Annotated in this window: 22 protein-coding genes, 1 tRNA gene and 1 pseudogene; 16 read left to right on the top strand and 8 right to left on the bottom strand. The window is 71.4% G+C overall.

Annotation, left to right across the window (positions count from 1 at the left end):
• Positions 1-386 precede the first annotated feature (386 nt).
• The gene (locus IE274_RS14005; protein ID WP_372446993.1) at positions 387-905 is read left to right on the top strand and encodes a flavin reductase family protein; all 519 of its coding nucleotides are present in this window, start codon (positions 387-389) and stop codon (positions 903-905) included.
• Positions 906-999: 94 nt separating this feature from the next.
• On the opposite strand, the gene arfB is transcribed toward IE274_RS14005, so the two are convergent.
• On the bottom strand, positions 1,000-1,443 hold the full coding sequence (gene arfB / locus IE274_RS14000) for an alternative ribosome rescue aminoacyl-tRNA hydrolase ArfB (protein ID WP_190116043.1): 444 nt from the start codon (positions 1,441-1,443) through the stop codon (positions 1,000-1,002).
• A 304-nt stretch (positions 1,444-1,747) separates the two neighbouring features.
• Between arfB and IE274_RS13995 the strand changes: the two genes are divergently transcribed.
• The 4 genes from IE274_RS13995 (at position 1,748) to IE274_RS13980 (ending at position 4,915) form a co-directional block, all read left to right on the top strand.
• Positions 1,748-2,323, top strand: a complete 576-nt coding sequence (locus IE274_RS13995) for a TerD family protein (RefSeq protein ID WP_190116042.1) — start codon at positions 1,748-1,750, stop codon at positions 2,321-2,323.
• Positions 2,324-2,531: 208 nt separating this feature from the next.
• Positions 2,532-3,173 carry a PadR family transcriptional regulator gene (locus IE274_RS39455; RefSeq protein WP_229909532.1) on the top strand — a complete coding sequence of 214 codons (642 nt, stop codon included), beginning with the start codon at positions 2,532-2,534 and terminating at the stop codon, positions 3,171-3,173.
• Entirely contained in the window at positions 3,170-4,258 is a 1,089-nt protein-coding gene (locus IE274_RS13985; RefSeq protein WP_190116041.1) for a hypothetical protein, read from the top strand. The genes IE274_RS39455 and IE274_RS13985 overlap by 4 nt, the downstream gene beginning before the upstream one ends.
• 132 nt (positions 4,259-4,390) lie before the next feature.
• Complete coding sequence (locus IE274_RS13980; protein ID WP_190116040.1) at positions 4,391-4,915, top strand: GNAT family N-acetyltransferase; 525 nt, start codon at positions 4,391-4,393, stop codon at positions 4,913-4,915.
• A gap of 90 nt (positions 4,916-5,005) precedes the next feature.
• On the opposite strand, the gene IE274_RS13975 is transcribed toward IE274_RS13980, so the two are convergent.
• Complete coding sequence (locus IE274_RS13975; protein ID WP_190116039.1) at positions 5,006-6,469, bottom strand: M1 family metallopeptidase; 1,464 nt, start codon at positions 6,467-6,469, stop codon at positions 5,006-5,008.
• 82 nt (positions 6,470-6,551) lie between these two features.
• Entirely contained in the window at positions 6,552-7,109 is a 558-nt protein-coding gene (locus IE274_RS13970; RefSeq protein ID WP_190116470.1) for a GlcG/HbpS family heme-binding protein, read from the bottom strand.
• Between the two features lie 445 nt (positions 7,110-7,554).
• Here IE274_RS13970 and IE274_RS40380 point away from each other — a divergent pair, with 445 nt between their 5' ends.
• From IE274_RS40380 to IE274_RS13940, 6 genes are all read left to right on the top strand, one after another.
• The gene (locus IE274_RS40380) at positions 7,555-9,486 is read left to right on the top strand and encodes a sensor histidine kinase (protein WP_372446994.1); all 1,932 of its coding nucleotides are present in this window, start codon (positions 7,555-7,557) and stop codon (positions 9,484-9,486) included.
• Positions 9,476-10,192: a response regulator gene (locus IE274_RS13960; protein ID WP_190116038.1), complete on the top strand. Its 717-nt coding sequence runs from the start codon at positions 9,476-9,478 to the stop codon at positions 10,190-10,192. The genes IE274_RS40380 and IE274_RS13960 overlap by 11 nt, the downstream gene beginning before the upstream one ends.
• A 190-nt stretch (positions 10,193-10,382) precedes the next feature.
• Positions 10,383-10,883 carry a hypothetical protein gene (locus tag IE274_RS13955; RefSeq protein ID WP_190116037.1) on the top strand — a complete coding sequence of 167 codons (501 nt, stop codon included), beginning with the start codon at positions 10,383-10,385 and terminating at the stop codon, positions 10,881-10,883.
• A gap of 135 nt (positions 10,884-11,018) precedes the next feature.
• Positions 11,019-12,272, top strand: a complete 1,254-nt coding sequence (locus tag IE274_RS13950; RefSeq protein WP_190116036.1) for an NAD(P)-binding protein — start codon at positions 11,019-11,021, stop codon at positions 12,270-12,272.
• Positions 12,273-12,492: 220 nt separating this feature from the next.
• Positions 12,493-13,605, top strand: a complete 1,113-nt coding sequence (locus tag IE274_RS13945; RefSeq protein ID WP_190116035.1) for a zinc-binding dehydrogenase — start codon at positions 12,493-12,495, stop codon at positions 13,603-13,605.
• A gap of 125 nt (positions 13,606-13,730) precedes the next feature.
• The gene (locus IE274_RS13940; protein WP_190116034.1) at positions 13,731-15,203 is read left to right on the top strand and encodes a GNAT family N-acetyltransferase; all 1,473 of its coding nucleotides are present in this window, start codon (positions 13,731-13,733) and stop codon (positions 15,201-15,203) included.
• Between the two features lie 139 nt (positions 15,204-15,342).
• Here the strand turns inward: IE274_RS13940 and IE274_RS13935 are convergent, their stop codons facing one another.
• Positions 15,343-15,816, bottom strand: coding sequence for a GNAT family N-acetyltransferase (locus tag IE274_RS13935; protein WP_190116033.1), 474 nt, complete (start codon positions 15,814-15,816; stop codon positions 15,343-15,345).
• 113 nt (positions 15,817-15,929) lie between these two features.
• Here IE274_RS13935 and IE274_RS13930 point away from each other — a divergent pair, with 113 nt between their 5' ends.
• The gene (locus tag IE274_RS13930; RefSeq protein ID WP_190116469.1) at positions 15,930-16,139 is read left to right on the top strand and encodes an endo alpha-1,4 polygalactosaminidase; all 210 of its coding nucleotides are present in this window, start codon (positions 15,930-15,932) and stop codon (positions 16,137-16,139) included.
• A 13-nt stretch (positions 16,140-16,152) separates the two neighbouring features.
• Here IE274_RS13930 and IE274_RS13925 read toward each other — a convergent pair whose 3' ends face one another.
• Both IE274_RS13925 and IE274_RS13920 read right to left on the bottom strand, forming a co-directional pair.
• Entirely contained in the window at positions 16,153-17,055 is a 903-nt protein-coding gene (locus IE274_RS13925; RefSeq protein WP_190116032.1) for an aminoglycoside phosphotransferase family protein, read from the bottom strand.
• 99 nt (positions 17,056-17,154) lie between these two features.
• The gene (locus tag IE274_RS13920) at positions 17,155-17,940 is read right to left on the bottom strand and encodes a DsbA family protein (protein WP_229909530.1); all 786 of its coding nucleotides are present in this window, start codon (positions 17,938-17,940) and stop codon (positions 17,155-17,157) included.
• Between the two features lie 136 nt (positions 17,941-18,076).
• On the opposite strand from IE274_RS13920, the pseudogene IE274_RS13915 reads away from it, so the two are divergent.
• Positions 18,077-19,399, top strand: a pseudogene (locus IE274_RS13915) (NAD(P)/FAD-dependent oxidoreductase).
• A 41-nt stretch (positions 19,400-19,440) separates the two neighbouring features.
• On the opposite strand, the gene IE274_RS13910 reads toward IE274_RS13915, so the two are convergent.
• Positions 19,441-19,514: transfer RNA gene (locus IE274_RS13910), tRNA-Thr, on the bottom strand.
• A gap of 208 nt (positions 19,515-19,722) precedes the next feature.
• Here IE274_RS13910 and IE274_RS13905 point away from each other — a divergent pair.
• The 3 genes from IE274_RS13905 to IE274_RS13895 all read left to right on the top strand — a co-directional run bounded on the left by IE274_RS13905 (position 19,723) and on the right by IE274_RS13895 (position 22,520).
• On the top strand, positions 19,723-20,859 hold the full coding sequence (locus tag IE274_RS13905) for an ABC transporter ATP-binding protein (protein ID WP_190116030.1): 1,137 nt from the start codon (positions 19,723-19,725) through the stop codon (positions 20,857-20,859).
• Positions 20,860-21,204: 345 nt separating this feature from the next.
• Positions 21,205-21,663, top strand: coding sequence for a hypothetical protein (locus IE274_RS13900; RefSeq protein ID WP_190116029.1), 459 nt, complete (start codon positions 21,205-21,207; stop codon positions 21,661-21,663).
• Between the two features lie 122 nt (positions 21,664-21,785).
• Positions 21,786-22,520 (top strand): nucleotidyltransferase family protein, encoded by a 735-nt coding sequence (locus IE274_RS13895; RefSeq protein ID WP_190116028.1) that lies wholly within the window; start codon positions 21,786-21,788, stop codon positions 22,518-22,520.
• 123 nt (positions 22,521-22,643) lie between these two features.
• Here the strand turns inward: IE274_RS13895 and IE274_RS13890 are convergent, their stop codons facing one another.
• Positions 22,644-24,362: a DoxX family protein gene (locus IE274_RS13890; protein ID WP_190116468.1), complete on the bottom strand. Its 1,719-nt coding sequence runs from the start codon at positions 24,360-24,362 to the stop codon at positions 22,644-22,646.
• Positions 24,363-24,371: the final 9 nt, after the last annotated feature.

Raw genomic sequence — 24,371 nt, 5'->3', positions numbered from 1 at the left:
CTGACTCCGCTGTGCGTTCCTTCGCGCCCCGTCGCGCTGTGGCGCCCCAGCGTCTGTGCCTGTACGTGCCTGTTCCGTGCCTGTCCGATTGCCACCGTCACTGAATCACAGCGAGCTGCCCACCCGGTACACAGGGTCAACAAAATATGGGCCCTGTGACTCAAGTCACAGGTGAGGGGTCCGATTTGAGCCCTGAAGTTGAGCCCGATTTGAGCTACGAGGAGCGTGGGGCGCCGGAGTCCTAGGTCTCGTCCTAGGTCCCCCCTCGGTCCGGGGGCCGATGCGGATAGCCCGACGCCGCGACTAGCGTCAACAGCGTGGCTCCCGATCTGACCCTCAAGACCCAGACCCCGGCCCGGACTCCGTCCACCCCTCATCCTGTGGGGGTGAGCAACGACGAGTTCCGCGCCGCCATGTCCCGCCTGGCCGCGGGCGTGGTCCTGGTGACGGCCCAAGAGCCCCCGCTGGACCCGGACGACCCGACGGCCCCGGGCGGCGAGGACATCGGCATGACGGCGACGGCCTTCCTCTCCGTGTCCCTGGACCCTCCCCTGGTCATGGTCAGCCTGCGCGCGGGCTCCCGCATGGACGACCTGCTCGCGGAGCAGCCGCTGTGGGCGGTGTCGGTCCTGACCGAGAGCCAGCGCCACATCGCGGGCCGCTTCGCCATGAAGGGCCGCATCAGCGACCGGCTCCTCTTCGAGGACATCCCCTACGTACGCGGCGGCATCACCCACGCCCCCCTGGTCGGCGGCGCCCTCGCGACCCTCGAATGCCGCACGGAACAGACCGTGACAGCGGGCGATCACACCCTGGTCATCGGCCGCGTCCTGACAGCGGAACTGCCCAGCGCGGACGGCGGCCCCCTCCTGTACTTCAAGGGCCGCTACCGACAACTGGGCTGACCGTCCCGAACCACCGGGCCAGCCCACCAGCCCACCAGCCCACCAGGGCACCAGGGCACCAGGGCACCAGGGCACCAACCGTCCTGGACCCGGGTTACCCCCAGTCCTTCCCCGACCGCCCCTGCTTCGTCTCCCCGCGCCGCTTCTTCTCCCGCAGGCGCCGCTCGTTGATCCCCCGCGGGATCCGGGTGGCGCGGCGCGGCTTGGGCGGCGGAGCGGTGGCCTCCGCCAGCAGGGAGGCGAGGCGGATCGCCGCCATCTCCCGGTTCCGCCACTGCGACCGGTGCTCACTCGCCCGTACGCTGACGACGCCACCCACGAGCCGCGACTCCAGCCGTTCGAGCGCACGCTGCTTCCACACCTCGGGCAGCGCCTCCGTGCGCGCGAGGTCGAAGCGCAGCTCGACCTGCGAGTCACTGGTGTTGACGTGCTGCCCGCCGGGCCCCGAGGACCGCGAGAAACGCCACATCAGCTCGGCCTCGGGCAGCGAGACGGAGCCACGGATGACGTAAGTGCGCTGACCGGACATGTGCTCCATGGTCCCGCGTCCGAACGCCCCACGTCACCCACTTTTCCCCGCCCGCACCCCGCCGCGCCCACGGATCCCCCTCCAGGCCCTCTCGGGGCCCACATCAAGGTCCCCATCAGGGTCCGCATCAGGGTCCGCATCAGGGTCCGCATCAAGCAAGTAAAGAAAGTAAAGACAGTCCTCGGCATATGGAACCTTCGATACCCCCATCGGCGTTCATAGGGGTGTCGGTAGCTTCGTCCCAGCACGAAGCCCGCAAAGTACGCACGTACTAAACGGTTGTACTCACGCAACTAGGAAGGGACTCCCAACAATGGCTGTAAGCCTGTCCAAGGGCGGCAACGTCTCGCTCACCAAGGAGGCACCTGGCCTGACCGCCGTCACGGTCGGCCTCGGCTGGGACGTCCGCACCACCACGGGCACCGACTTCGACCTGGACGCCTCCGCCATCGCGGTGAACCCCCAGGGCAAGGTCTACTCGGACGCCCACTTCGTCTTCTTCAACAACAAGGCGACGCCGGACCAGACCATCGTCCACACCGGTGACAACGTCACCGGCCAGGGCGAGGGCGACGACGAGCAGATCAACGTCAACCTCGCGGGCCTCCCCGCCGACGTCGAGAAGATCGTCTTCCCGGTCTCCATCTACGACGCCGAGAACCGCTCGCAGAACTTCGGCCAGGTCCGCAACGCGTTCATCCGCATCGTGAACCAGGCCGGCGGCGCCGAGATCGCCCGCTACGACCTCTCCGAGGACGCCGCCACCGAGACCGCCATGGTCTTCGGCGAGCTGTACCGCAGCGGCGCCGAGTGGAAGTTCCGCGCCGTCGGCCAGGGCTACGCCTCCGGCCTCGTCGGCATCGCGCAGGACTTCGGCGTCAACGTCTGAGGTTCCTCCGCCTAGCGGACCAGCACCAAGCAAGGGCCCCGACCATCCCCGGTCGGGGCCTTTCGCATGCCCCAACACCCCCGCCCTGGCACTAGCCCACCTCTCCCACTATTCTAATTTCCCAACTAGTCGAGCAGCCGACAAACGCGAGCGAAGCCAAGCAGCGCCGCAACGTGACGACGAGCGAAGCAGGACCGGAGGGCGAAGCGTGACCAGAGCGGCGAGGAGGCATCCCCAAACCCCGGAGCCAGCACGGGCAGCACCCCCAGCCGGGGCCGCCGCCCCGGGGACCAGCACCCCCGGGACCAGCACCACGGGGACCACCTCCGCAGAGACCTCCGCCGCAGGCACCGGCAGCACCGACAGCGGCAGCGGCAGCGGCAGCACAGGCGCCACCGGGACCGGCACCGGCACCACCGGGACCGGGACCACCAACACCGCCTGGACCCGAGCCGTACTCCCCCTCTGCCTCCTCGCCATCCTCGACACCGAGAAGCAGAGCTACGGCTACGCCCTCCTCAACCACCTCGCCACCGCAGGCCTCCACGGAGTCAAGGCCGCCACCCTCTACCCGGCCCTCACCCGCCTCGAAGAGGACGGCTCCGTCGAGATCGAGTGGGGCGCCGGCGAGGGCGGCCCCGGCCGCAAGTACTACCGCATCACCGACGCGGGCCGAGCCCGCCTGCACCACGACCGCACCGCCTGGGCCTCCTTCACCCACTCCGTCGCCACCCTCACCGGGACCACCGCACCCGGCACACCCGGTGAACCCGACGGCCCCGGTGAACCTGCCGCACCTGGCACAGCACGACCCGCAGCCCACGCGGGAGAACCGGGGAACTCGATATGACCAAGAACCACCAGCCGAAGCCCACTTGGGAGCGCAAGGGCGACGAGGACTGGGCCGCCACCGTCCACGTCCGCCTCGTCCTCGACCACGACGCCCCCTCCGACCTCGCCGACGAAGTCCTCGCCGAGGCACACCAACTCGTCCACGAGGAAGGCCTCCCCGCCCTCGACCTCCTCGGCGACCCCGTCACCTACGCCCAGACCGTCGCCGACGAACGCATCCCCGAAGAACACCGCGCCCGCATCGACGCCCACGGCCTGACCCCCGGCGAACGCGTCTCCGGCTCTTTCCTCTCCCTCGGCTTCTCCGGACTCCTCTTCTGCGGCCTCCAGTGGCTGAGCGGCGGCCTCTGGGTCGGCATCGGCTGGCCCTCCCTCACCGTCACCTCAGCCATCGTCCTCGGCACCACGCTGGCCGCCGGGGCTCTCGGCGCCCACGCCGCCGGCCGGATTCGCGGCTCCTGGTACTTCGCCGCGGCCGCAGCCGGATCGGTGTGCGCGGGAGTCGGCGCCGCCCCCCTCGTCCCCGCGGGCCAACTGTTCGCCGTACCCGCCCCCGCCCTGATGCTCGCCTTCGTCGCCCTCATCACCGCGGCCGTGAAGTTCCCCGACACCACCATCGACCGCTGGTTCACCCTCACCCCCTCCGGCCCTGACGACGAGGCCTGGTTCACCCGCCTCGACGGCCTCCTGCGCGGCCGCCACGCCATGCCGTCCGCCCAGGCCCGCGACCACGTCCGCGAGGCCCGCCACCACCTCGCCTCGCCCCCCGGCGCCGAACCGGCCACCGATGTCTTCGGCGACGTCGAGGTCTACGCCCTCCGCCTCTCCGAAGGCCCCCGCCGCAGCCAACGCTTCGCCCGCCGCGAGTTCTACGCCTCCGGCTTCCTAGCCCTCTGCCTCACCGTCATGCTCATCGGCAACCTGACCGAACCCGACCCCTCCCCCTTCTGGATCGCCGGCAACGTAGCCGCCCTCGGCGCAATCCTCTGGTCCCTCCGCAGCGAATGGCACCGCTCCACCACCCGCAACCGCCCCACTACCCCGAGCCCCGGCAACCCCCCGTCCCCCGACTCACCGTCCTAGCCGGACCTCAACTCACCGCCCTGACCCTGACCCTGACCCCAGCCCTGGACGCGGCCCTGACCTCGGCCTTGGACGCGGCTTCCTCCCTGTCAGCCGGCCCGCGCCCCTGCCCGGACAGCTAGCCTGCGCCGCATGATCCTCGAACCACTCTCCTTCACCGCCGACGGCACCTCCCCCGGCGGCCTGCCCGGCCCCCTCCTCACGGAACTCACCGCCCTCTACGCCTCCAACCACGAGTTCTTCGCACTCAGCGGAGACTTCCCGGATGCGCATCACATCAACGCCGAACAGGTCGCCACCGCACTCGCCGACGAACTCTCCCAACCCGGCGCCGAAGTGCTCCTCGGCCGTTCCGAAGGCCGACTCATCGGCGTCGTCGTCACCCTCGCCCACCACCCCGACCCGGCCGACCCTGACCCTTGGATCGGCCTCCTCCTGGTGGACGCCCGAGTCCAACGCACCGGCTTGGGCCGCCAGTTGGCCACCACCACCGAGGAACGCCTCCGCTCCATGGGGCGCACCGCCGTACGCCTCGCTGTCCTCGACAACAACCCGAAGGGCCTCGCCTTCTGGACCGCCCTCGGCTACGAACTCCTCGACCATCGCGAGGACACCCAACTCGGCCGCCGCTGCGCCGTATTGCGCAAGCCCCTGTAAGCCGGTGGCGCCGAGCGGCTCAAGTGGTGGCACCGTCCTGCACGTATGCACCCTGCACGTCCGCGCCTTGTGCATCTGCGCCCTGTGGATCTACGGCTTGTCTGGCTTCCCGTCCCCGTAAAGCCAGTCCGCCCATACCTGCTTCAGTTCCTCACGCGACGCGTCGTCCCCCGCGTGCTCCTCGACGTACGTCGTGAAGTCCTTCGTGTTCGCGTTTCCGTGGCGATAGGTCTTCGTCCAGCCCTTGATGATGGCGTAGAAGGTATCGTCGCCGACCGTCTCGCGGATCTTGTGGATCACCATCGCACCCCGGTCGTACACCGGTTCATCCGAGATGCTCGCGGCGTCCGACTGCTTGGCCGGCGGGAAGTCCCAGATGGCTTCGTCTTCGTCCTGCTCGTACAGCGCGTCGAAGATGTCCTGCGTGCTGTCCCCTCCGTTGTCCTCCTCCCACAGCCACTCCGCGTAGCTCGCGAAGCCTTCGTTCAGCCACATGTCCTGCCATGTCTTCGGCGTGACCGAGTTGCCGAACCACTGGTGTGCCAGCTCGTGGACGAGCGTCGACGTGTTGGCCTCGGAGACGGGGAACACCGGCTTGGTCTGGGTCTCCAGGGCGTAGCCCAGGCCCACCCGGTCGTCGACGATCGCTCCGGTCGAGGAGAAGGGGTAGGGGCCGAAGTTGAGCTCCGCCCAGTCCATGATCTCGGGGATCTTCGCGAGGACCTTCTCGGTCTTCTTGTACTTGCCGTCCGGCAGGGTGGGGTCGATCGCTGTGAACACCGGGATGCCGGAGTTCGACTTGGCCGTCATCGACTTCTTCGTCTCGAACTTACCGATCGCCACGGTCGCCAGATAGCTGGCCATGGGCTCGGCGTTGTGCCAGGCGAACGTGGTGCGGCCGTTCGTCGTGGTCTCATGCGTCAACTCGCCGTTGGAGATCGCCTTCAGCCCCTTGGGCACGGTGATCCTTATGTCGTATGCGGCCTTGTCGCTCGGGTGGTTGTTGCTCGGGAACCACGCCATCGAACCGGCCGGCTCGCCGACCGCGATCGCACTCTCCTCCCCCTTCAGCCAGCCTTCCTCGGCGTCGTCCGCATCGATGACCGTCTGCGGCGTCCCGGAGTAGCGAACGGTCGTGCGGAACGTCTCGCCCCGGTCGAGGTCGTCACGCGGGCGCACCGTCAGCTCGTCACCGGCGCGGTTGAAACGGGCTTCCTTGCCCTCGACGGTGACCTGTTTGACGTCCAGGCCCTTGAGGTCGAGGTTGAAGGCGCTGAGCTTCTTGGTGGCGCGGGCCGTGATCTCCGCCGTGCCGGTGAGGTGGCGGTTCTCCGGGTCGTAGCCGAGGGTCAGGCCGTAGTGCGCCACGTCGTATCCCCCGTTTCCGAGCTTGGGGAAGAACGGGTCGCGGACACCTGCGGCGCCGGGGGTTCCGTCGACGCCGCCACCGGTGCAGGCGGTGAGGGCGGTCAACGTCAGGGCAGCCAGGGCTGCGGGAGCGATACGGCGGGCGCGGGGCCCCCTGGTCAGAGGGGCGGTGGCTCGGTAGTTCACCTCGGTGATCCTATGGCCACCGCCCCGCGAGACCTCATGCCAGGGGCGTCACCTGAGCGGCATCCACTCGGGCAGGAGCAGGTCAGCGGCTGAGCGCCGCCACTCCGGCCTTCGCGAACTTCTCGTCCAGGTCACCGCTCGGCGCGCCCGCCACGCCTATGCCCGCGACCGGGGCGCCCTTGGCGGTGACCGGGGCGGCGCCCGCCAGGAACAGCGTGCCGGGGATGTCCTTCAGGTTCGGCGTCTGAGTGAGGCGCTTGGCGAGCTCGGAGGTGGGGGCGTTCCACGACACCGCCGTGTAGGCCTTGCGCTCGGCGGACTCGTACGACTGCGGGCCGGCGCCGTCGCCGCGCAGCGTGACGATGGTGTTGCCGTTGCGGTCGACGACGGCGACCGTCACGCGCTGGTTCTCCCTCTTCGCGGCGTCCAGCGCGGCCTGCGCGGCCTTGGTCGCGGCGGCCGTGCTGAGGTGCGTGGAACTGGTGAGGTTGCGGTTGCCGGCGTCGGCGGTCACGGCGGCCTTGGCGGCGGCGTCCGGCGTCCCGGCCGTGGCCGAGACCGTGCCGAACGTCGCGGCGGCGACCGTGGCGAGGGCTGCGGCCGTAGTAAGGAATCGGGTGCGCGGGGAGAGCTGCTTCATCGACTTCATGTCCGTTGGCTCCTGTGCGGATGCGGGCTGTTGAGAATGAGCGGCGAGTCGTTCCCCGCCACGCAATCCATCGTCCGGCCGCTGAACGCCTCTTTTCGTCGGCGATACGGCTGCCTGCCGCGCACGAATCGGCTGACGGCCATGTCAACCGATCGGTTGATCCGGGTGCACGGCGCCGCGAGCCAGAATGGGGATGTCTTCCCAGTTCAGGCGTGTGCGATCAGGTGTGTGCGGTCCTGCGCGTCATCGTGTGAGGTCAAGCGTGCGAGCGAGTCCCGCTTGCGAGCGAGCCAAGCGCGTCGGATCGAGCGCACGGGACCAAGTGCGCAGGACCAGGCGCACCGGGTCGAGCACGCGGGACCAGGTGCACGGAATCGGGCGCACGGGATCAGGCCCGTGCGGTCATACGCGAGCGGCGGCCGAGAAGGAGGCCAGCGTGGAACGGCACACAGACGGCCTCGGCGCTGTCGAGCAGAACCCTGACGGCCTCAGCGCCGTGGATCAAGGCAAGGACGGCCTGCGCGGAGCACGGCCGGATGAGGGCGGCGCCCACGCCGTGGATCAACAGACGGCCGGCCTCCACCCCGTGGACCCCGAGTCGCGCTGGCTCGGCCCCGTCATGCACACGGCGTTCTTCCTCCTCCTCGCTGCCTCCCTCGCCCGCTTCCTCCTCCGCCACCCAGGCGAACCTCGCACCCCAGGCGTCGTCGCCCTGTCCGTAGCCCTCGCCGTCCTCTATCTCCTCGGACCCGCGCCGGGCGCCCAGCCCAGCACCCGCCGCCCACTCTGGATGGGCTCAGTGGTCGGCGCGTGGGTGGTCCTCGTCGTCCTCGCCCCGAGCTTCGCGTGGTGCGCGGTGCCCCTGTTCTATACGGGACTGCGCACGCTCCCGACACGAGCGGCGCTCGTCCTGGTCACGACCCTCACCGCCCTCGTGGTCGCCGCACAGCTCAGACTCGCCGGCAGCTTCGACCCGAACCTGGCCTTCGCGCCACCCGCCGTCGCAGCCGTGGCCACCGCCGTGTTCATCCACATGCAGCGGCAGACAGCACAGCAGCGCGCACTGATCGACGACCTGATCCGCACCCGGCGCGAGCTGGCCGCCACCGAAAGACGCGAGGGCGCCCTCGCCGAGCGCCAACGCCTGTCGATGGAGATCCACGACACCCTGGCCCAAGGCATGTCCAGCCAGCAGATGCTGCTGCAGGCCGCCGACCGGGTGTGGGACGCCGACCCGGCGACAGCCCGCACCCACATCCGGACAGCGGCGGCCATCACCGAGCGCGGGCTGGCAGAAGCCCGCCGATTCGTCCACGACCTGGCACCCGCGGACCTCGCGGACGCCGGCTCCGACGACGGCGAAGCCCTGCCATCGGCCCTCAGAACGCTGGCGGCACGCGAATCAGAAGCCGAGCTGTCGATCCGCTTCCACGGCGAGGGCAAGCCCGTCCCCCTACCTGGCAGAGCCCAGTCGGCCCTGCTCCGGATCGCGCAGGGCGCGCTGGCGAACGTACGCGAGCACGCGGACGCGAGCGCGGCGGCGTTGACACTGACGTACCTGGACGACCAGGTGGTCCTCGATATCGCGGACAACGGGAAAGGGTTCTTGGTCGCGGGGGACGGTGCAGGATTCGCTGGGGCGCGGAACGAGCAGGTCTCTGGGGCTGGGAATGATGGCGGCGGCGCCGCCTTCATGGGCGACGCACGAAGCGCGGGCCTTAGGGACGGCGTCAGAAGAGCCGAAGCTGCGGACGACGTGCGCGAGGCCGAGGCCTCGGCGGACGACGCGCGCGGAGCCAAGGTCTCGGACGGCGCGAGAAGAACCGAGGCTGTGGAGGGCCCGCGTGGGGCTGCCACCGCAGGCGGTCGGCGAGGGGGCGGTTCGCGTGAGCCGGTTGCGCGGGCCGAGCGGGGGCATGGGCTGCCCGCGATACGGGCTCGGGCGCGGCAGCTCGGGGGGACGTTGACAGTGGAGTCGGCGCCGGGTGAGGGGACGGTTCTGTCGGTCTCGATCCCGTTGCCCGCGCATGCGGCCACAGGCACAGGCACTCCCACAACGACGCCTTCGCCCACTCCGGCGTCCTCGCCTCAGCCCTCGTCTCCGGCCTCGCCGTCGCTTCCGCCCGACCCGTCGGCGTCGACCTCGACTTCGACCTCGACCTCGACCTCGACCTCGACCTCGACCTCGACCTCGACCTCGACATCAGCCTCGGCGGCGCCACCGTCCCGGTCCACGGCATCGCCCCCGTCCACACCGCCGACCCAAGCCGCACCACCGTCCCCGTCCCCGTCCCCGTCGTCCACCCCGCCACCCGCGTCCCCGCCACCCTCCGACCCGCCGTCATCCGGGAGTGCCCATGAGCAGTAGTACGCCCACGAGTGAGCCGGTACGGCTTTTGGTGTGTGACGACCATGTGGTGGTGCGTGCCGGGTTGTTGGCGCTGCTGGCCAGTGCGTCCGGGATCGAGGTGATCGGCGAGGCCGGGACGGGTGAGGAGGCGGTGGCTCTTGCGGCCAAGCTGGCTCCGGACGTGGTGCTGATGGACCTGCAGCTGGGGCCGGGGATCGACGGGGTGGAGGCGACACGTCGTATCGCGGCCGGTGAGCGTGGGGCCGAGGGCGGCGACAACGGCAGCGGTGCCAGTGCCGGTGCCGGTGAAGGGGGTGGCGGTGGTGGGGCGCCTCGGGTTCTGGTTCTCACCACGTATGACACCGATGCTGACATCACGCGGGCCATTGAGGCCGGGGCGACGGGGTATTTGCTGAAGGCCGAGCGGCCCGAGGAGTTGTTCGCGGCGATTCATGCGGCGGCGCAGGGGCGTACGGCGTTGTCACCGCCTGTCGCGTCCCGGGTGATGGCGCAGATGCGGGAGCCGCGGCCCACGCTCACAGCCCGGGAGCTGGACATTCTCAAGCAGCTCGCGCAGGGGATGGGTAATCGGGAGATCGCGCGGACGCTGTTCATCAGTGAGGCGACGGTGAAGACGCACCTGGGGCGGATCTACGACAAGTTGGGGGTGGATACGCGGGCGGGGGCGGTGGCGGTGGCCAAAGAGCGGCGGTTGCTTCCCTGAGGGTGGCCCGAGGGCGTGTCCGGGAGTTTGAGGGCGTGGCCAGGGGCCCGAGGGTGCGCCCCGGGAGCCTTGAGCGTGCCTCGCGGCGGCCCGAGGGTGGGCTGGGTGAGTGAGGGCAGGTGGGTGCCGTCTGGTGCGGTGGGTCGGGTGGTGCGGTGGGGGTGGTGGGGAGCGTGGCACCATCGGGCGGGTGCTCGATATTGGTTATGCCCTTTCTCGCCGTTTTCCGGATCCGCCGCAGATGGACTATCGGGGGGCGGATGTTCATGCGCTGCGGCACGACCTGTTCTGCGGGGATGTGTATTTGGCGGACACCAAAGCGGACCGGGAGGTGGGGACGGCGTGGGGGTGGGTGCCGGTGCTCGACTTCGCTTGGGCGCTGTGCGACATCGTGGAGCAGCTGGACCGGGATCCGCTGGGGAGCCGGGCGTCGCGGTCGCAGTATGCCGAGCTGGACTTCACGGAGTCGACGGACCGGATGCTGTTCGAGCGGCGGTTCGGGTGGGTGGACATCGAGGCGGACTGGATGAGGGTGGAGGAGCAGCCGCTCACGTTCTCGCACGGGGAGCTGCGGAAGGAGGCGCGGGATTTCCTGCACGACTTGTTGGCCGACCTCATCGACATGCATGAGGAGCTGGGGGCGAATCCGGTGATCTGGACGTTGCAGGCACGGTTTCCGCGGGTGGGGTGACGTCGGGTTCGGAGGGTAGGTCGGCAGCTGCGGGCGGGGGCCCGTAGGGGGATGTCACATTCGGGGTGGGGGCGTGCGTCGTAGGGGTGAACGCGTTCTCGTGCCCGTGAGGGTTGACTGAAACGGAGGCCGCCCATGGCCCGCGCCACCCGTGCTCCCCACTCCCCCGACCGTTCCCAGGCACACATCACCGTGGTGGGTGGTGGGTTCGCCGGGCTCACTGCCGCCATTACGGCGGCGGAGGCCGGTGCACGAGTCACGTTGCACGAGGCGCACCACACGTTGGGGGGTAGGGCGCGGACGGCGGAGGGGGAGTACAAGACGAATGAGGGGCCGCATGCGCTGTACAGCGGTGGGCCGCACTGGACGTGGCTGAAGCAGCGGGGGCTGATCGGGGACCTCGCGCCGATCCCGCCGATCGAGGGGACGCGGCTGCGGCTTCGCCACCATGGGGCGCTGCGGCGGACGCCGCCGTTCGCGATGCTGAAGTTGCTGCGGAGGTCACCGGAACAGGCGCCGGTGGATGTGGACTTCGCGACGTGGGCGGGCGCGCAGGTGGGTGAGGAGGGCGCGCGGGCGGCGGCGCACTACTCGGCGGTGGCGTTGTTCCACCACGACCCCGGTTCGCTGTCGGCGCGGTTTGTGCACACGCGGTTGCGCCGGGCGGCGAAGTTCCCGCCGGAGGCGCACTATCCGGTGGGTGGCTGGGGTGCGGTGGTCGACCGGATGGCGGGCTTGGCGTGGAACCTGGGGGTGCGGGTGGAGACGCTGGCTCGGGTGGACGACGTCGGGGAGTTCGCGGATCGGGGCCCGGTCGTCGTGGCGACGTCGCTGGACGCGGCGCGGCGGCTGCTGAAGGACGAGTCGCTGCGGTGGGAGAGCGGGCGTACGACGCTGGTGGATGTGGCGGTGCGGAGCCGTCGGGGGGACTTGTTCGCGGTGTCGGATCTGGATGAGACGGGGTGGGTGGAGCGGTTCACGACGCAGGACCGTACGCTCGCGCCCGCTGGTGAGCAGCTCATCCAGGCCCAGATTCCGATCGGCCCGAAGGAGTCCAAGGCGGACGGTGTCGCCCGCGCCGAGGACCTGCTCGACCTCGGCTTCCGGGACTGGCGCGAGCGCGTGACGTGGCGGCGGGCGAGCGTGGCGAACGGCCGCACCGGGGCGCTCGACCGTCCCGGGACCACCTGGCGCGACCGGCCGACGGTGGACCGGGGTGGGGACGTGTATCTCGCGGGGGACCAGGTGGCGGCGCCCGGGCTGCTGTCGGAGGTGTCGTTCAACAGCGCGATCGAGTCGGTGACGCTGGCGCTGACCAGGAGGAGGGGGCTGTCCGGTGGGGGGCGGCCGAGCGATGAGACCCCCTGGGTTGACCTCAAGTCTGCTTGAGGTTGAAGAGTGGCGAGGGTCAGTAGTCCGGCAGTCCGGCAGTCCGCGAGTAGCCCGGTGGGCCGCCAGCAAGTCCGGGCGAACCCCTCCGCAGCCCGGACGGACCCGAGAGTTCGAACGGACCCGACAGTCCAGACGGACCTGACAGCCCGGACGGACCTGACAGCCCGGATGGACCTGACAGCCCGGATGGACCCGACGCCACCCGCAGGGAGACCTCATGCACGCCGTCCGCCTCCACACCTTCGGCCCCGCCGAGAACCTCACGTACGAGAAGGTCGAGGATCCCCGGCCGACGGCGGGGCAGGTGCGTATCGCCGTCGCCGCGGCGGGAGTTCACCTCGTCGACACGGCGATCCGCGCGGGCGAGAAGGGGCCGCTGCCGGAGTTGCCCGCGTTGCCCACGGTCCCGGGCCGGGAGGTCGCCGGAACCGTCGAGTCCGTCGGTGCGGGCGTGTCCGCGGACTGGCTCGGCAAGCGCGTGGTCACGCACATCGGCTTCGCGCCCGGCGGGTACGCCGAGCTGACCGTGACGGACGAGGCGCGGCTGCACGAACTCCCCGAGGGCCTGGACTTCGCGGAGGCGGTGGCGTTGATCGGGACGGGCCGGACGACGATGGGAATCCTGCAGTTCGTGGAGTTGGACAAGGAATCGGTGGTGGTGATTCCGGCGGCGGCGGGCGGGATCGGGACGCTCCTTGTGCAGTACGCGAAGCATGCCGGGGCGACGGTGGTGGGCTTGGCGGGCGGGCCCGCGAAGGTGGCGCGGGTGCGGGACAACGGGGCGGATCTGGCGGTGGACTACACCGACGCGGGGTGGCCGGACGAGGTGCGGGCGTATCTCAAGGGGCTCGGGGGCGACGGGGCCGATGAGGGTGGGCGCGGCGACGGCGGGCACGCGGACGGCGGGCGCGGAAACGACAGCCGCACGGACGACAGCCGCGGAGACGGTGGGCGTGGAGGCGGCGGGCGCACGGCGACGGTCGTGTTCGACGGGGTCGGCGGAGCCGTGGGGCGGGCGGCCGTGGAGCTGCTGGGGGCAGGCGGGACGCATGTGACGTTCGGGTGGTCGGGGAAGGAGGGACCGGTGGCGCTCGGCGAGGACGAGCGCGCGGAGCGGGGGATCACGCAGGTCAGCCCGTTGGGGGCGGCGATGTTGGAGAGGGCGGGCGGGGAGAATCCGGTGCGGGTGCTTGAGCTCGCGGCGCTGGGGGCGTACGCCGAGGGGTACTTCACGCCGTCGGTGCAGCGGTTCCCGTTGCGGGAGGCGGCCGCGGCGCATCGGGCGCTGGAGTCCCGGGGGACGTCCGGGAAGGTGGTCCTGATCCCGTAGCCACAGGTCGGGCCAGGTCGGCCCAGGTCACGGCGCCAGGGCCGTGGGCCGCCCCGGACCACCGTCGCCCGGGCGGTGGCGAAAACAAGATGCTCGTACGACATACGGGAACTACCGTCCGTTATATGGACTCCGCGCGCCCCGCCACGCACCCCACCGCACCCCAAGCCACCGCGCCCTCAGCCGCCGCACCCCAAGCCACCACGCCCCGCACCACCACCCTCACCATCCGCCCCCTCCCCGAGACCGACATCGACCGCGCCCTCGACCTGGCGTACCTCGTCTTCCATGACACGCCCGAGGAAGAGAAGCGCAAACACCACCACGACCTGCTGCTCGGCTGCGACCGCATCGGCGCGTACGACGGGGACGCCCTGGTCGGACTGATCGCGGCGTTCCGGTTCACGGTGTCGGTACCGGGCGGCGAACTCCCCTGCCCCGGCCTGACGTTCGTCTCCGTGGCGCCGACGCACCGGCGCCGCGGCGTGCTCTCCGGGATGATCGCGAAGCTGTACGAGATGTGCCGGGAGGACGGCCGCCCGGTGGCCGCGCTCTGGGCCTCCGAGGACGCGATCTACGGCCGTTTCGGCTTCGGCCCGGCCACCCACGGCAACACCGTCGAGGTCAACTCCGAGCGCCCGCTGGCCCTGCGCATCACCCCGGACGACGGCCCCCTGCGCCTGGTCGACCCGGCGAACGCCCCGGCCCTGCTCGGCCCGTACTACGACCGCACCCGCGCCGACCGCGGCGGCCGTGTCGCCCGCAGTGAGGCGTGGTGGAGCGAGGAGTGGCTGGTCGAGGAGGACGAGGAGGACGACGAGCTGTCGCCGCCGCGGGTGGTCGTGCTCGGCGCCCGGGCCGACGCCACGCAGCCCGACGCCACGCAGCCCGAGGCCGCCCAGGCCGACGCCACACAGGCCGCCGCCGCCCAGGCCAACCCCGACGCCACCCGAACCCCCGCCCCCACCCCCACCCCCATCACCGGCTACGCCGTCTACCGCACCAAGACCCGCGACGACGCCCCCGGCCTGGTCCGCCTCGACGAGCTGGAGGCCGACACCCCCCAGGCCGCCGCCACCCTCTGGCGCTACCTCGCGAACATCGACCTCACGGGCCTGATCCGTGCCTGGGGCCGCCCCGTGGACGACCCCCTGCTCCTGTTCGCCGCGGACCGCGACCAGGTCCGGGTGACGGGCCACTTCCCGGCGCTGTGGCTGCGGCTCGTGGACGTACGCGCCGCGCTCCTCGCCCGCGCCTGGGCCGCCCCGGCCGACCTCGTCCTACAGGTCACGGACGCCCAAGTCCCGGCGAACGACGGCCGCTTCCGCCTGACGGTGTCGGGGCAGGACGCCCCGTACGAGGGCACGCGAGCGCCCGGCGAGGAGGCGGACACGTACAAGACGACGTACGAGCCCACCAGCGCCCCCGCCGACCTCACCATCGAGGTGCGCGACCTGGGCGCCGCCTACCTGGGCGGCACCCGGATCACGGCGGCCGTCCGGGCGGGCCTGGCCACGGAGCACACGCCGGGCACGGCGGCCGCCCTGGACGCGGCCCTGCGCACGGCCCATCTCCCCCACACCGCGGACGAGTTCTGACGGCCGGGTTCCGGAAGGCCGGGCTCCAAGAGCCGGGGCTTCCGGAAGCCGCACGCTGCAAGCCGCGCACTACGAGCCCCGCGCTGCAAGCCGCACGCTGCAAGCCGCGCACTACGAGCCGCACGCTAAAACCCGCGTTCTACGAGCCGAGTGCGGTCAGGGCCCCGTCCGTCAGCCGATACACCGTCCACTCGTCCTGCGGCCGCGCCCCCATCGCCTCGTAGAACGCGATGGACGGCGCGTTCCAGTTCAGGACGGACCACTCAAGCCGCTCGTAGCCGCGCTCGACGCAGATCCGGGCCAGCTCCCGCAGCAGCGCCTTCCCGTGGCCGCCGCCGCGCGCCTCGGGGCGTACGTACAGGTCCTCCAGGTAGATGCCGTGCACCCCGCGCCACGTGGAGAAGTTCAGGAACCACACGGAGAAACCGACGGGCACCCCCGTCGCGTCGTCCACAGCGATGTGGGCGTACGCGGCGGGCCGCTCGCCGAACAGCGCCTCGTGCAACTGGGCCTCGGTGGCGCGTGCCTCCTGCGGCTCCTTCTCGTATTCGGCGAGTTCGCGGACAAGGGTGTGGATGAGCGGAATGTCATCGGGCGTGGCGGTACGAATCATGCGCGCAGCAAGCCACAGGCCCCGGCGCCGGGTCAACCACCGTTCCACCGCCCGCAAAACCGCCACGGCCCGCACCACCGCCCTGCTCCTCCTCGCCACCACCCTGATAGGCGCTGCCCGAGGAGTGCGTGGAGTTCGAGGAGTGCGGCGAGCTGAAGCTGTTCGTGGCGGCGGGCAAGGCGGTGTTCGCCGTCGACCACCGGACGTCGGTGGCCGACCCGTCGAAGGCCTGCCGTACGCACAGGAAGCACGGACTGGACGGACTGGACGGACTGATCAAGGACGAGCCGCCGACGGAGGCGTACCGCGAGGCCTGCGCCTGACGCCCGACGGACCTCAGCGAGCGAGCAACCGCCGAGCCACCTCAAGGTGATCCGGCGTCAGCGCCCGCCCGTCCTCGACGTCCCACAGCGCGTTCTGCAACACCCGTCCCAGCGTCCATGCCCTGGCCCGCTCCCGGTCGAGCCCGAGAACCTCCGTCATCGCGTCGAACCGCCAGCACACCTCGTCCGCCTCGAAGAGGTTGTCGAGCGCGGGCCACAGGTCGAAACCGGGGTCACCGGCGAGCGGCTTGGGGTCGATGGCGAGCCACGGCTCGCGGTCGGAGGCGAGGACGTTGTCGAAGTGCAGGTCCCAGTGCAGCATCCGGTCGCCGGGCTCGCCCACGACCTCGCGCACGGCGTCCGCGCAGCGCCCGATCAGGGCCCGCTCGCCGAGGTCGGGGATGGCCTTGAGGGCGGCCGGGGTGTCATCGAGCATCTGGCCCGCGATGTCGCCGAGGGTGCGCATGCCGGGCGGGGCGGGTACGGCGGTGAGGCGGGCGAGGAGTTCGGCGAGGAGGACGACGGCCTTGCGGGTCTCGGCGCGGCCGGTCTCGGCGTACTCCGACAGCTCCTGGCCGTCGCGGGCGCGTTCGAGCAGCATGGTGCCGGTCGCGTCGTCGTAGTCGAGGAGCCGCACGGCGCCGTCGCCGTTCCACACGCGCAGCGCGACGGGCTCGCCCTCGGTCTCCTCGTCGAGGACCTGGAACTTCACCACGGCGTCGCTGCCGTCGGCCCGCAGCACGGGCAGCACGAGCGCCGCCATGCCGTACATGGAATCGCCGACGACCTTCAGCTCCCAGCGGTCGACGAACTCCGCGACCCGCGCGGGCAAGGCGGCGATGAAGGCGCGGCCGGCCTCGCCCGCGTACTCGTACTGGGACTCGATGAGCTCGTCAGGGACCTTGATATCGATCACGCGGGCGACACTACCGACGCACCGGAATCACCACATGCGATTTGTTCCGGACACGGAACCGCACCGCATTCCGGCCCCGGAATTCCGGCCCCGGACGCCTCACGAGATCCCCGCGTCCTTCAGCACCTTCCCGAACCCCGACTCGGTGTACAGCGCGTCGCTCGCCACCTTCTCGCCGTCCACGACCACCGTCGGCGTCCCCGTGACGCCGTCGTCGGTGAAGGCCTTCATCGCGGTGCCGACCCAGCTCTTGTACGTGCCGTTGGTGACCGCCTTCGTGAAGGCGGCGTCGCGAAGGCCCGCCTTCTCGGCGATCTTCACGAGGAACGCGGGCGTGAACGCGTCCTCGCTCTCCTCGGGCTGGTTGACGAAGAGGGCGGAGTGGAACTGCGGGAACTTGCCCGCCTCCACGGCGGCCCGCAGGGCGTTCGCGGCGTTCACCGAGCCGTTGCCGCCCAGGTTCCGGTCGAGGAACGAGGCGATCGTGTACTCGACCTTCACGTCACCGTCGGCCAGCGGCTCCACGAGGGCCTGCGCGCCGCCCTCCTCGAACTTCTTGCAGAACGGGCAGCGCGCGTCCTCGTACACCTTGACCGTGTGCTCGGCGCCCGGCTTGCCGACGGTGATCACGCCGCCCCGCACGGCGGCGGGCACCTTGGCGAGCCGCTCCACGGAGACGGGCGGGACCTTGGCCTCCGGCACGACCTCCTGGGACGGCGCCCCGGAGGACGCTCCGTCGGACGGCCCGTCGACCGGCGCGGAGGACGAAGCCGACGCGGACGGCGACTTCTTGCCCGCACCCATCCAGTCGTCCCCGTCGTCGTCGGAGTCGCACCCGACGACGGCGCCCCCGAGCAGCGCGACAGCGGCGACCGAGGCAGCCATGCGCCCAGCCTTGAGCCCGGTCCTGCGAACGGCCCGTACGGCCATGAACTGCCTCCAGAGAACTGCGCGTACCAGTGGCCCGAAAATCTATCCGACCCCTGCCCAGAGCCCCGCACGCCCAGTAACGTCCCGCCCCATGAGCGGCGCGAACACCGTGAACGGCGGCATCTCCTTCTGGTACGCGGACGACGGCCTGCCCACGGCCCGCGAACCCCTGACCGGCGACGCCACGGCCGACGTGTGCGTGGTCGGCGGCGGCTACACGGGCCTGTGGACGGCGTACTACCTGAAGAAGGCCGCGCCCTTCCTGCGCATCACGGTCCTGGAGCAGCGGTTCTGCGGCTACGGCGCCTCGGGCCGCAACGGCGGCTGGCTCTACAACGGCATCGCGGCCGCGACCTCCCCCACGCCTTAAGGGCGTGGGGGGACCCCCACCGCCCGCCTGCACGGCCACGAAGCCGCCGTCCGCCTCCAGCAGGCCATGAACGCCACCGTCGACGGGGTGATCCGCGTCGCCGCCGACGAGAAGATCGACGCCGACGTCCACCACGGCGGCGTACTCGAAGTCGCGTACACGCCCGCCCAACTGGCCCGCCTGCGCGCCTTCCACGAGGCGGAACTCGCGTACGGGGAGGACGACCGGACGCTGCAAGGCGCCCGCGAGACCGCCGAGCGGATCCGCGTCGCCGGGGCCGTCGGCTCGTCCTGGACGCCGCACGGCGCGCGTCTGCACCCGGTGAAGCTGGTGAAGGGCCTCGCGGCGGCCGTCGAGGCGCTCGGCGTCACCGTCCACGAGTCGACGCCGGTCACGGAGATCAAGCCGAAGCACGCGATCACTCCGTACGGCACGGTCCACGCCCCCTACGTCCTGCGCTGCGCGGAGGGCTTCACGGCCTCGCTCAAGGGCCAGCGCCGCACCTGGCTGCCGATGAACTCCTCGATGATCGCCACCGTCCCGCTGCCCGCCGACGTCTGGGAGACCATCGGCTGGGCGGGCCGCGAGACGCTCGGCGACATGGCGCACGCGTACATGTACGCCCAGCGGACCGCCGACGACCGCATCGCGCTCGGCGGCCGCGGCGTGCCGTACCACTTCGGTTCCAGGACGGACAACGACGGCCGTACGCAGCCCGCCACCGTCGACGCCCTGCGCGAGATCCTGGTCCGCTTCTTCCCGCAGCTCACCGGCGTCCGGATCGCCCACGCCTGGTCGGGCGTCCTCGGCGCGCCCCGCGACTGGTGCGCCACCGTCACCCTCGACCGCGCCACCGGCCTGACCACCCTCCCCTGGGTGAACCACCGCGTCCGCACAGGGGAACCGGAACCGCTGCGGTGGCTGGGGGTGCACGGGATGTACGCCACGTACCGCGCGGCGGACCACAAGGAGCTCCGCTCCCACACGGCCGACGCACCCCGCCGGGCCCGTCTCGCGGACCGGCTCTCGGGGCGGGGCGCCTGAGCCGGGGCGGGGTGCCTGCGGCCCGCTGTGGTTCTGCTCGGAGCCCCCTGTCGGATTCGAACCGACGACCTTCGCTTTACAAGAGCGGCGCTCTGACCAGCTGAGCTAAGGAGGCAGTGCACGGACGTGCCCGAGCAGTGTAACCAACGGGTCCGACACGGCCGGGGGCGCTCTCGAAAATTTCCGCGAAGGTCATGACCTTCCGGCTACTGACAGACCAACGACCTGCGGGGTAGCGTCACGGACAGTTCACCCACGTGGACTAGACCCATCCTTTACTCGGATCGTCCGGCACGTTCCTGCCGGTGAAGGGGGCCCTCACCATGGCCACTGTTTCGTTCGACAAGGCGACCCGGATCTACCCGGGTTCCACCAAGCCCGCCGTCGACTCTCTCGAGATCGAGATCGAGGACGGCGAGTTCCTCGTCCTGGTCGGCCCGTCCGGCTGCGGCAAGTCCACCTCCCTGCGCATGCTCGCGGGCCTGGAGGACGTGAACGGCGGCGCCATCCGCATCGGCGAGCGCGACGTCACGCACCTGCCGCCCAAGGACCGGGACATCGCCATGGTGTTCCAGAACTACGCGCTGTACCCGCACATGTCGGTCGCCGCGAACATGGGCTTCGCCCTGAAGATCGCGGGCGTCGACAAGGCCACCATCCGGCAGAAGGTCGAGGAGGCCGCGAAGATCCTCGACCTCACGGAGTACCTGGACCGCAAGCCCAAGGCGCTCTCCGGCGGTCAGCGCCAGCGCGTCGCGATGGGCCGCGCCATCGTCCGTGAGCCGCAGGTCTTCCTCATGGACGAGCCGCTGTCCAACCTCGACGCCAAGCTCCGCGTCTCCACGCGTACGCAGATCGCCTCGCTCCAGCGCCGCCTCGGCATCACCACGGTGTACGTCACGCACGACCAGGTCGAGGCCATGACGATGGGCGACCGGGTCGCCGTGCTCAAGGACGGTCTGCTCCAGCAGGTCGACTCGCCGCGCAACATGTACGACCGGCCGAACAACCTCTTCGTCGCCGGGTTCATCGGCTCCCCCGCCATGAACCTCGTCGAGGTCCCGATCACCGACGGCGGCGTGAAGTTCGGCAACTCCGTGGTCCCGGTGAACCGCGAGGCGCTCTCCGCCGCCGCCGACAAGGGCGACCGCACGGTCACCGTCGGCGTCCGCCCGGAGCACTTCGACATCGTCGAGCAGAACGGCGGCGCCGCGAAGTCCCTGTCCAAGGAGTCCGAGGACGCCCCGGCCGGCCTCGCCGTGTCCGTGAACGTCGTCGAGGAGCTCGGCGCCGACGGGTACGTCTACGGCACCGCCGAGGTCGGCGGCGAGCAGAAGGACCTCGTGGTCCGCGTGAACGGCCGCCAGGTGCCGGAGAAGGGCGCCCAGTTGCACGTCGTGCCCCGCCCGGGCGAGACCCACGTCTTCTCGACGTCGACGGGCGAGCGGCTCACCGACTGATCATCGGCCCCGGCCCACCAGCCACGCCGCAAGGGCCCCGCACTCCGGTGCGGGGCCCTTCGCCGTCGGCAGCGGACCTGTCGGCAGCGGACCCTTCGGCGGTAGACCCTTCGGCAGCGGACCTGTCGGCGGCCCTTCGTACCGGGCGGCCGTTGGTCGTACCCGGCCGCCGTCCGCCGCACACCCCCGCCCCGCTCCCCCGCCAAGCGTTGTCGACAAATACCCCGGCACATCGGTCATTTCGATCCTTGTGCGTCAACACGCGAGCAGAAAGACACCTGCTCCCGTAGCTCGACCGGGTGACTAAATGTCGCCAAATCATCACCTACCGCTACTCTCACTCGCGTGACGCACTCCGCCAACCACACCCAGAAGTCGCGCCGGGGCCACCGCGGCCCCGGCCGCCGCATCGGGCGCACGCTCGCCCTCGTCCTGCCCGTCGTCCTGGTGCTGTCCGGAACGCTCGCGGTCACCCGGGTCAACTGGTCGGGCAGTTCCTCGGACTCGGTCCTCACCGCCTCGGCGGGCGACCTGTCCGTACCGGCCAAGTCCCGCGCCCCGCAGGACGTCCTGCGCCACCGGCTGCTCCTGGAACTCCAGGAGAAGAACCCCGGTGTCGCCCTCACGCATCTGCAGCAGGAGGTCGACCGGCACCCCTCGCTCGCCAAGCACTGCGTGTCCATCGCCCGTGCCCTCGGCCGCGCCGCCGTCCGGGCGTACGGCCCGAGCCGCGCCCAGTCGTTCGCACGCCCGGTCTGCGACACGTCCTTCGCCACGGGCGTGGCCGCCCACCAGAACGGCTGAGGCGGGCGCTCCGGCCCCCGCACGCCCGCCGGGGACCCGCGGGCCCGATAAGGGCCGGTAGGGGCCCGGCAGGGGCGCAGGCGGCACCGAACCCTGCGCGGTACGCCGCGTAGGGTTCCGTCATGACCACCGGTGCCCACCACCCCGCACGGCCCACGCAGGCCGTCGTCCTGGCCGGCGGCCAGGGCTCCCGCCTCCGCCCGTACACCGACGACCGGCCCAAGCCCATGGTCGAGATCCCCGGCACGGGGACCCCGATCATCGGCCACCAGCTGGCCTGGCTCGCCGCCGAGGGCGTCACGGACGCGGTCGTCTCCTGCGGCCACCTCGCCGAGGTGCTCCAGGAGTGGCTGGAGTCCGCGGACCTGCCGCTGAAGGTCACCACGGTGGTCGAGAAGGAGCCGCTCGGCCGCGGCGGCGGCCTCAAGTACGCCGCCGCGCACCTGCCGCACGCCGACCAGCCCTGGTACGCGACCAACGGCGACATCTGGACCCGCTTCTCGCTGCGCGACATGGCGGCCTTCCACGCCGAGCGCGACGCCACCGCCACCCTCGCCCTGGCCCGCCCCCGCATCCCCTGGGGCGTCGTGGAGACGGACCAGTTCGGCCACATCACGGACTTCATCGAGGCCCCGCCGTCGCCGTACCTCATCAACGCGGGCGTGTACGTCTTCTCGGCGGCCTTCACCGCCCTGCTGCCCGACATCGGCGACCACGAGCGCACCACGTTCCCGCGCCTGGCCCGCGAGAAGCGCCTGGCCGGTTTCCCGCTGCCGCAGGGCGCGTACTGGCGCGCCATCGACACCGCCAAGGACCTCACCGAGGCGGCCAAGGAACTGGCGGCCCAGAACCGTTGAGCACGTTCTGAGTCGTCGACCGTACGCCGATTCGCCGATACGCCGATGGGGCCCCGCACACGTGCTGTGTGCGGGGCCCCATCGGCGTATCGGCGTTCGGAGGAAGCTGCGGAAGCGGGCGCCTCAGCCGAGGACGCCGCCGAGCAGGCCCGGCTTGGCGCCGCCGCCCGTGGTGCCGCCACCGCCGGTGGAACCGCCGGAGCCGCCGCCCGTGGTGCCGCCGGTGCCCGTGTTGGCGCCGCCGGTGCCGCCGCTGGTCGCGGCCGGGCCGCTGGTGGCCGCGGGCGGCTGCTCCTGGGTGGGCGCCTGCTGCTGGGACGACGGCGCCTGGCCGCCGGTGCCCTGCGTGGCGCTCGGCCGGCCCTGGCCGGCGCCGCCGGTCTCGGGAGCCGCGCCCGGGGTGCCCTCGGCGCCCTGCGTGGGGCTGGCCGAACTGCCCTGCGTGGGCGCGCCTTCGGTGGTCGCCGGCGGGCTCTGCTTGTCGCGGCGGAGCTGGCGTTCGCCGTCGGAGTTCTCCGGCAGCGGCGAGCCGGGCAGTTCGTTGCGCGGGGCCTCGCCGGGGCCGGGCACGGTGACCCGGTCCGCGTCCCGCACGGCGCCGCCGAGCAGCGAGCCGACGAGCAGCGTGAGGCCGACGACGACGGTCCCGATGAGCGCGCCGCGCCGCAGCACCCGGCGCCGCAGCTCCCACAGCTCCGCGCGCGGCCCGAGCGTGCGCCAGGCCTCGTTGGCGAGGCGGCCGTCGACGGAGTAGACGGGCGCGCCCGCGATGATCAGCGGGGACCAGGCGGCCAGGTAGATGATGTCGGGCGCGTCGTACGCCGGGACGGTCTTCCAGCTCACGGTCACCAGGAGCGCCGCGGAGAGCAGCACCCCGATGGAGGCGGCGAGCCGCTGCCAGAGGCCGAGCACGGTCAGCACGCCGACGATGACCTGCAGGAAGGCGATGACGAGACCGGCGCCCACGGGGTGCTGGAGCGCCCAGTCCCGCAGCGGCTCGGCGAGCGCCCACGGGTGCAGCGAGTTCAACCACTTCATCATGGAGCCGCGCTCGCCGCCGTCGAAGTAGACGGGGTCGCAGAGCTTGCCCATGCCCGCGTAGATGGAGATGAAGCCGAGGAAGACGCGCAGCGGGAGCAGCACGACGCCCAGGTTCAGGCGGCGGCCGGGGAAGTAGGCGTGCCGTTGCGCGGCCGCCGTGCCGGAGCCGCCGCGACGCCCGGTGGCCGCGCCCCCGTCGTCCCGGTCGTAGCCGTCGTCGTACCGCGCGGCCTCGGCCTCGTGGTGCTCGTCGTCGGCGCTGCCGGGCAGCCGCATCTGCGGGAGCAGCCGGGTGCCGTCGCCGGGGTCGCGGGGCGGGGTGAAGGCGGCGGTCTCGGCCGGGTCGCGGGGCGGGGTGAAGGCCGTGGTCTCGGCCGGGTCGGCGTACGGATCGTCGAGGTCGACGCGCGGGATGACCTGGGTGGAGCCGCCGTCGTCGAAGGTGTCGCGGCCGCCCCCTTCGGCCGAACGGCGCACACCGCTCGCACGAACGGCTTGCAGGAGTCCGCTCGCGTCGAGGTCGCCCGGCGCGGACTTGCCGCTCCACACGACGGGCGCGCGCCTGCGCGCCGGCGCGGCCCCGGCGGCGGGGATCCGCACGGTGTCGTCCGTGGTGTTCAAGTCGCGTGCGATACGCGGCGATTGGGTCCGCCCGGAGGTCCGGAGCTGCACGCGGAAACTCGCGTGATTGACGATGACCTGCGCCGGGTCGCAGGGCACCTTCACCATGCTCAGCGCGGGAGTTTCGTCGAACCCTGACGAGCGTCCCCCCGTGGGTGTGCGGGGTGTTCTGGTGTCCACACTCATCTA

The organism is Streptomyces flavofungini, assembly GCF_014650815.1.
In the GTDB taxonomy this organism is placed as follows: domain Bacteria; phylum Actinomycetota; class Actinomycetes; order Streptomycetales; family Streptomycetaceae; genus Streptomyces; species Streptomyces flavofungini.
This window is presented reverse-complemented; position numbering and strand designations above follow the sequence as displayed.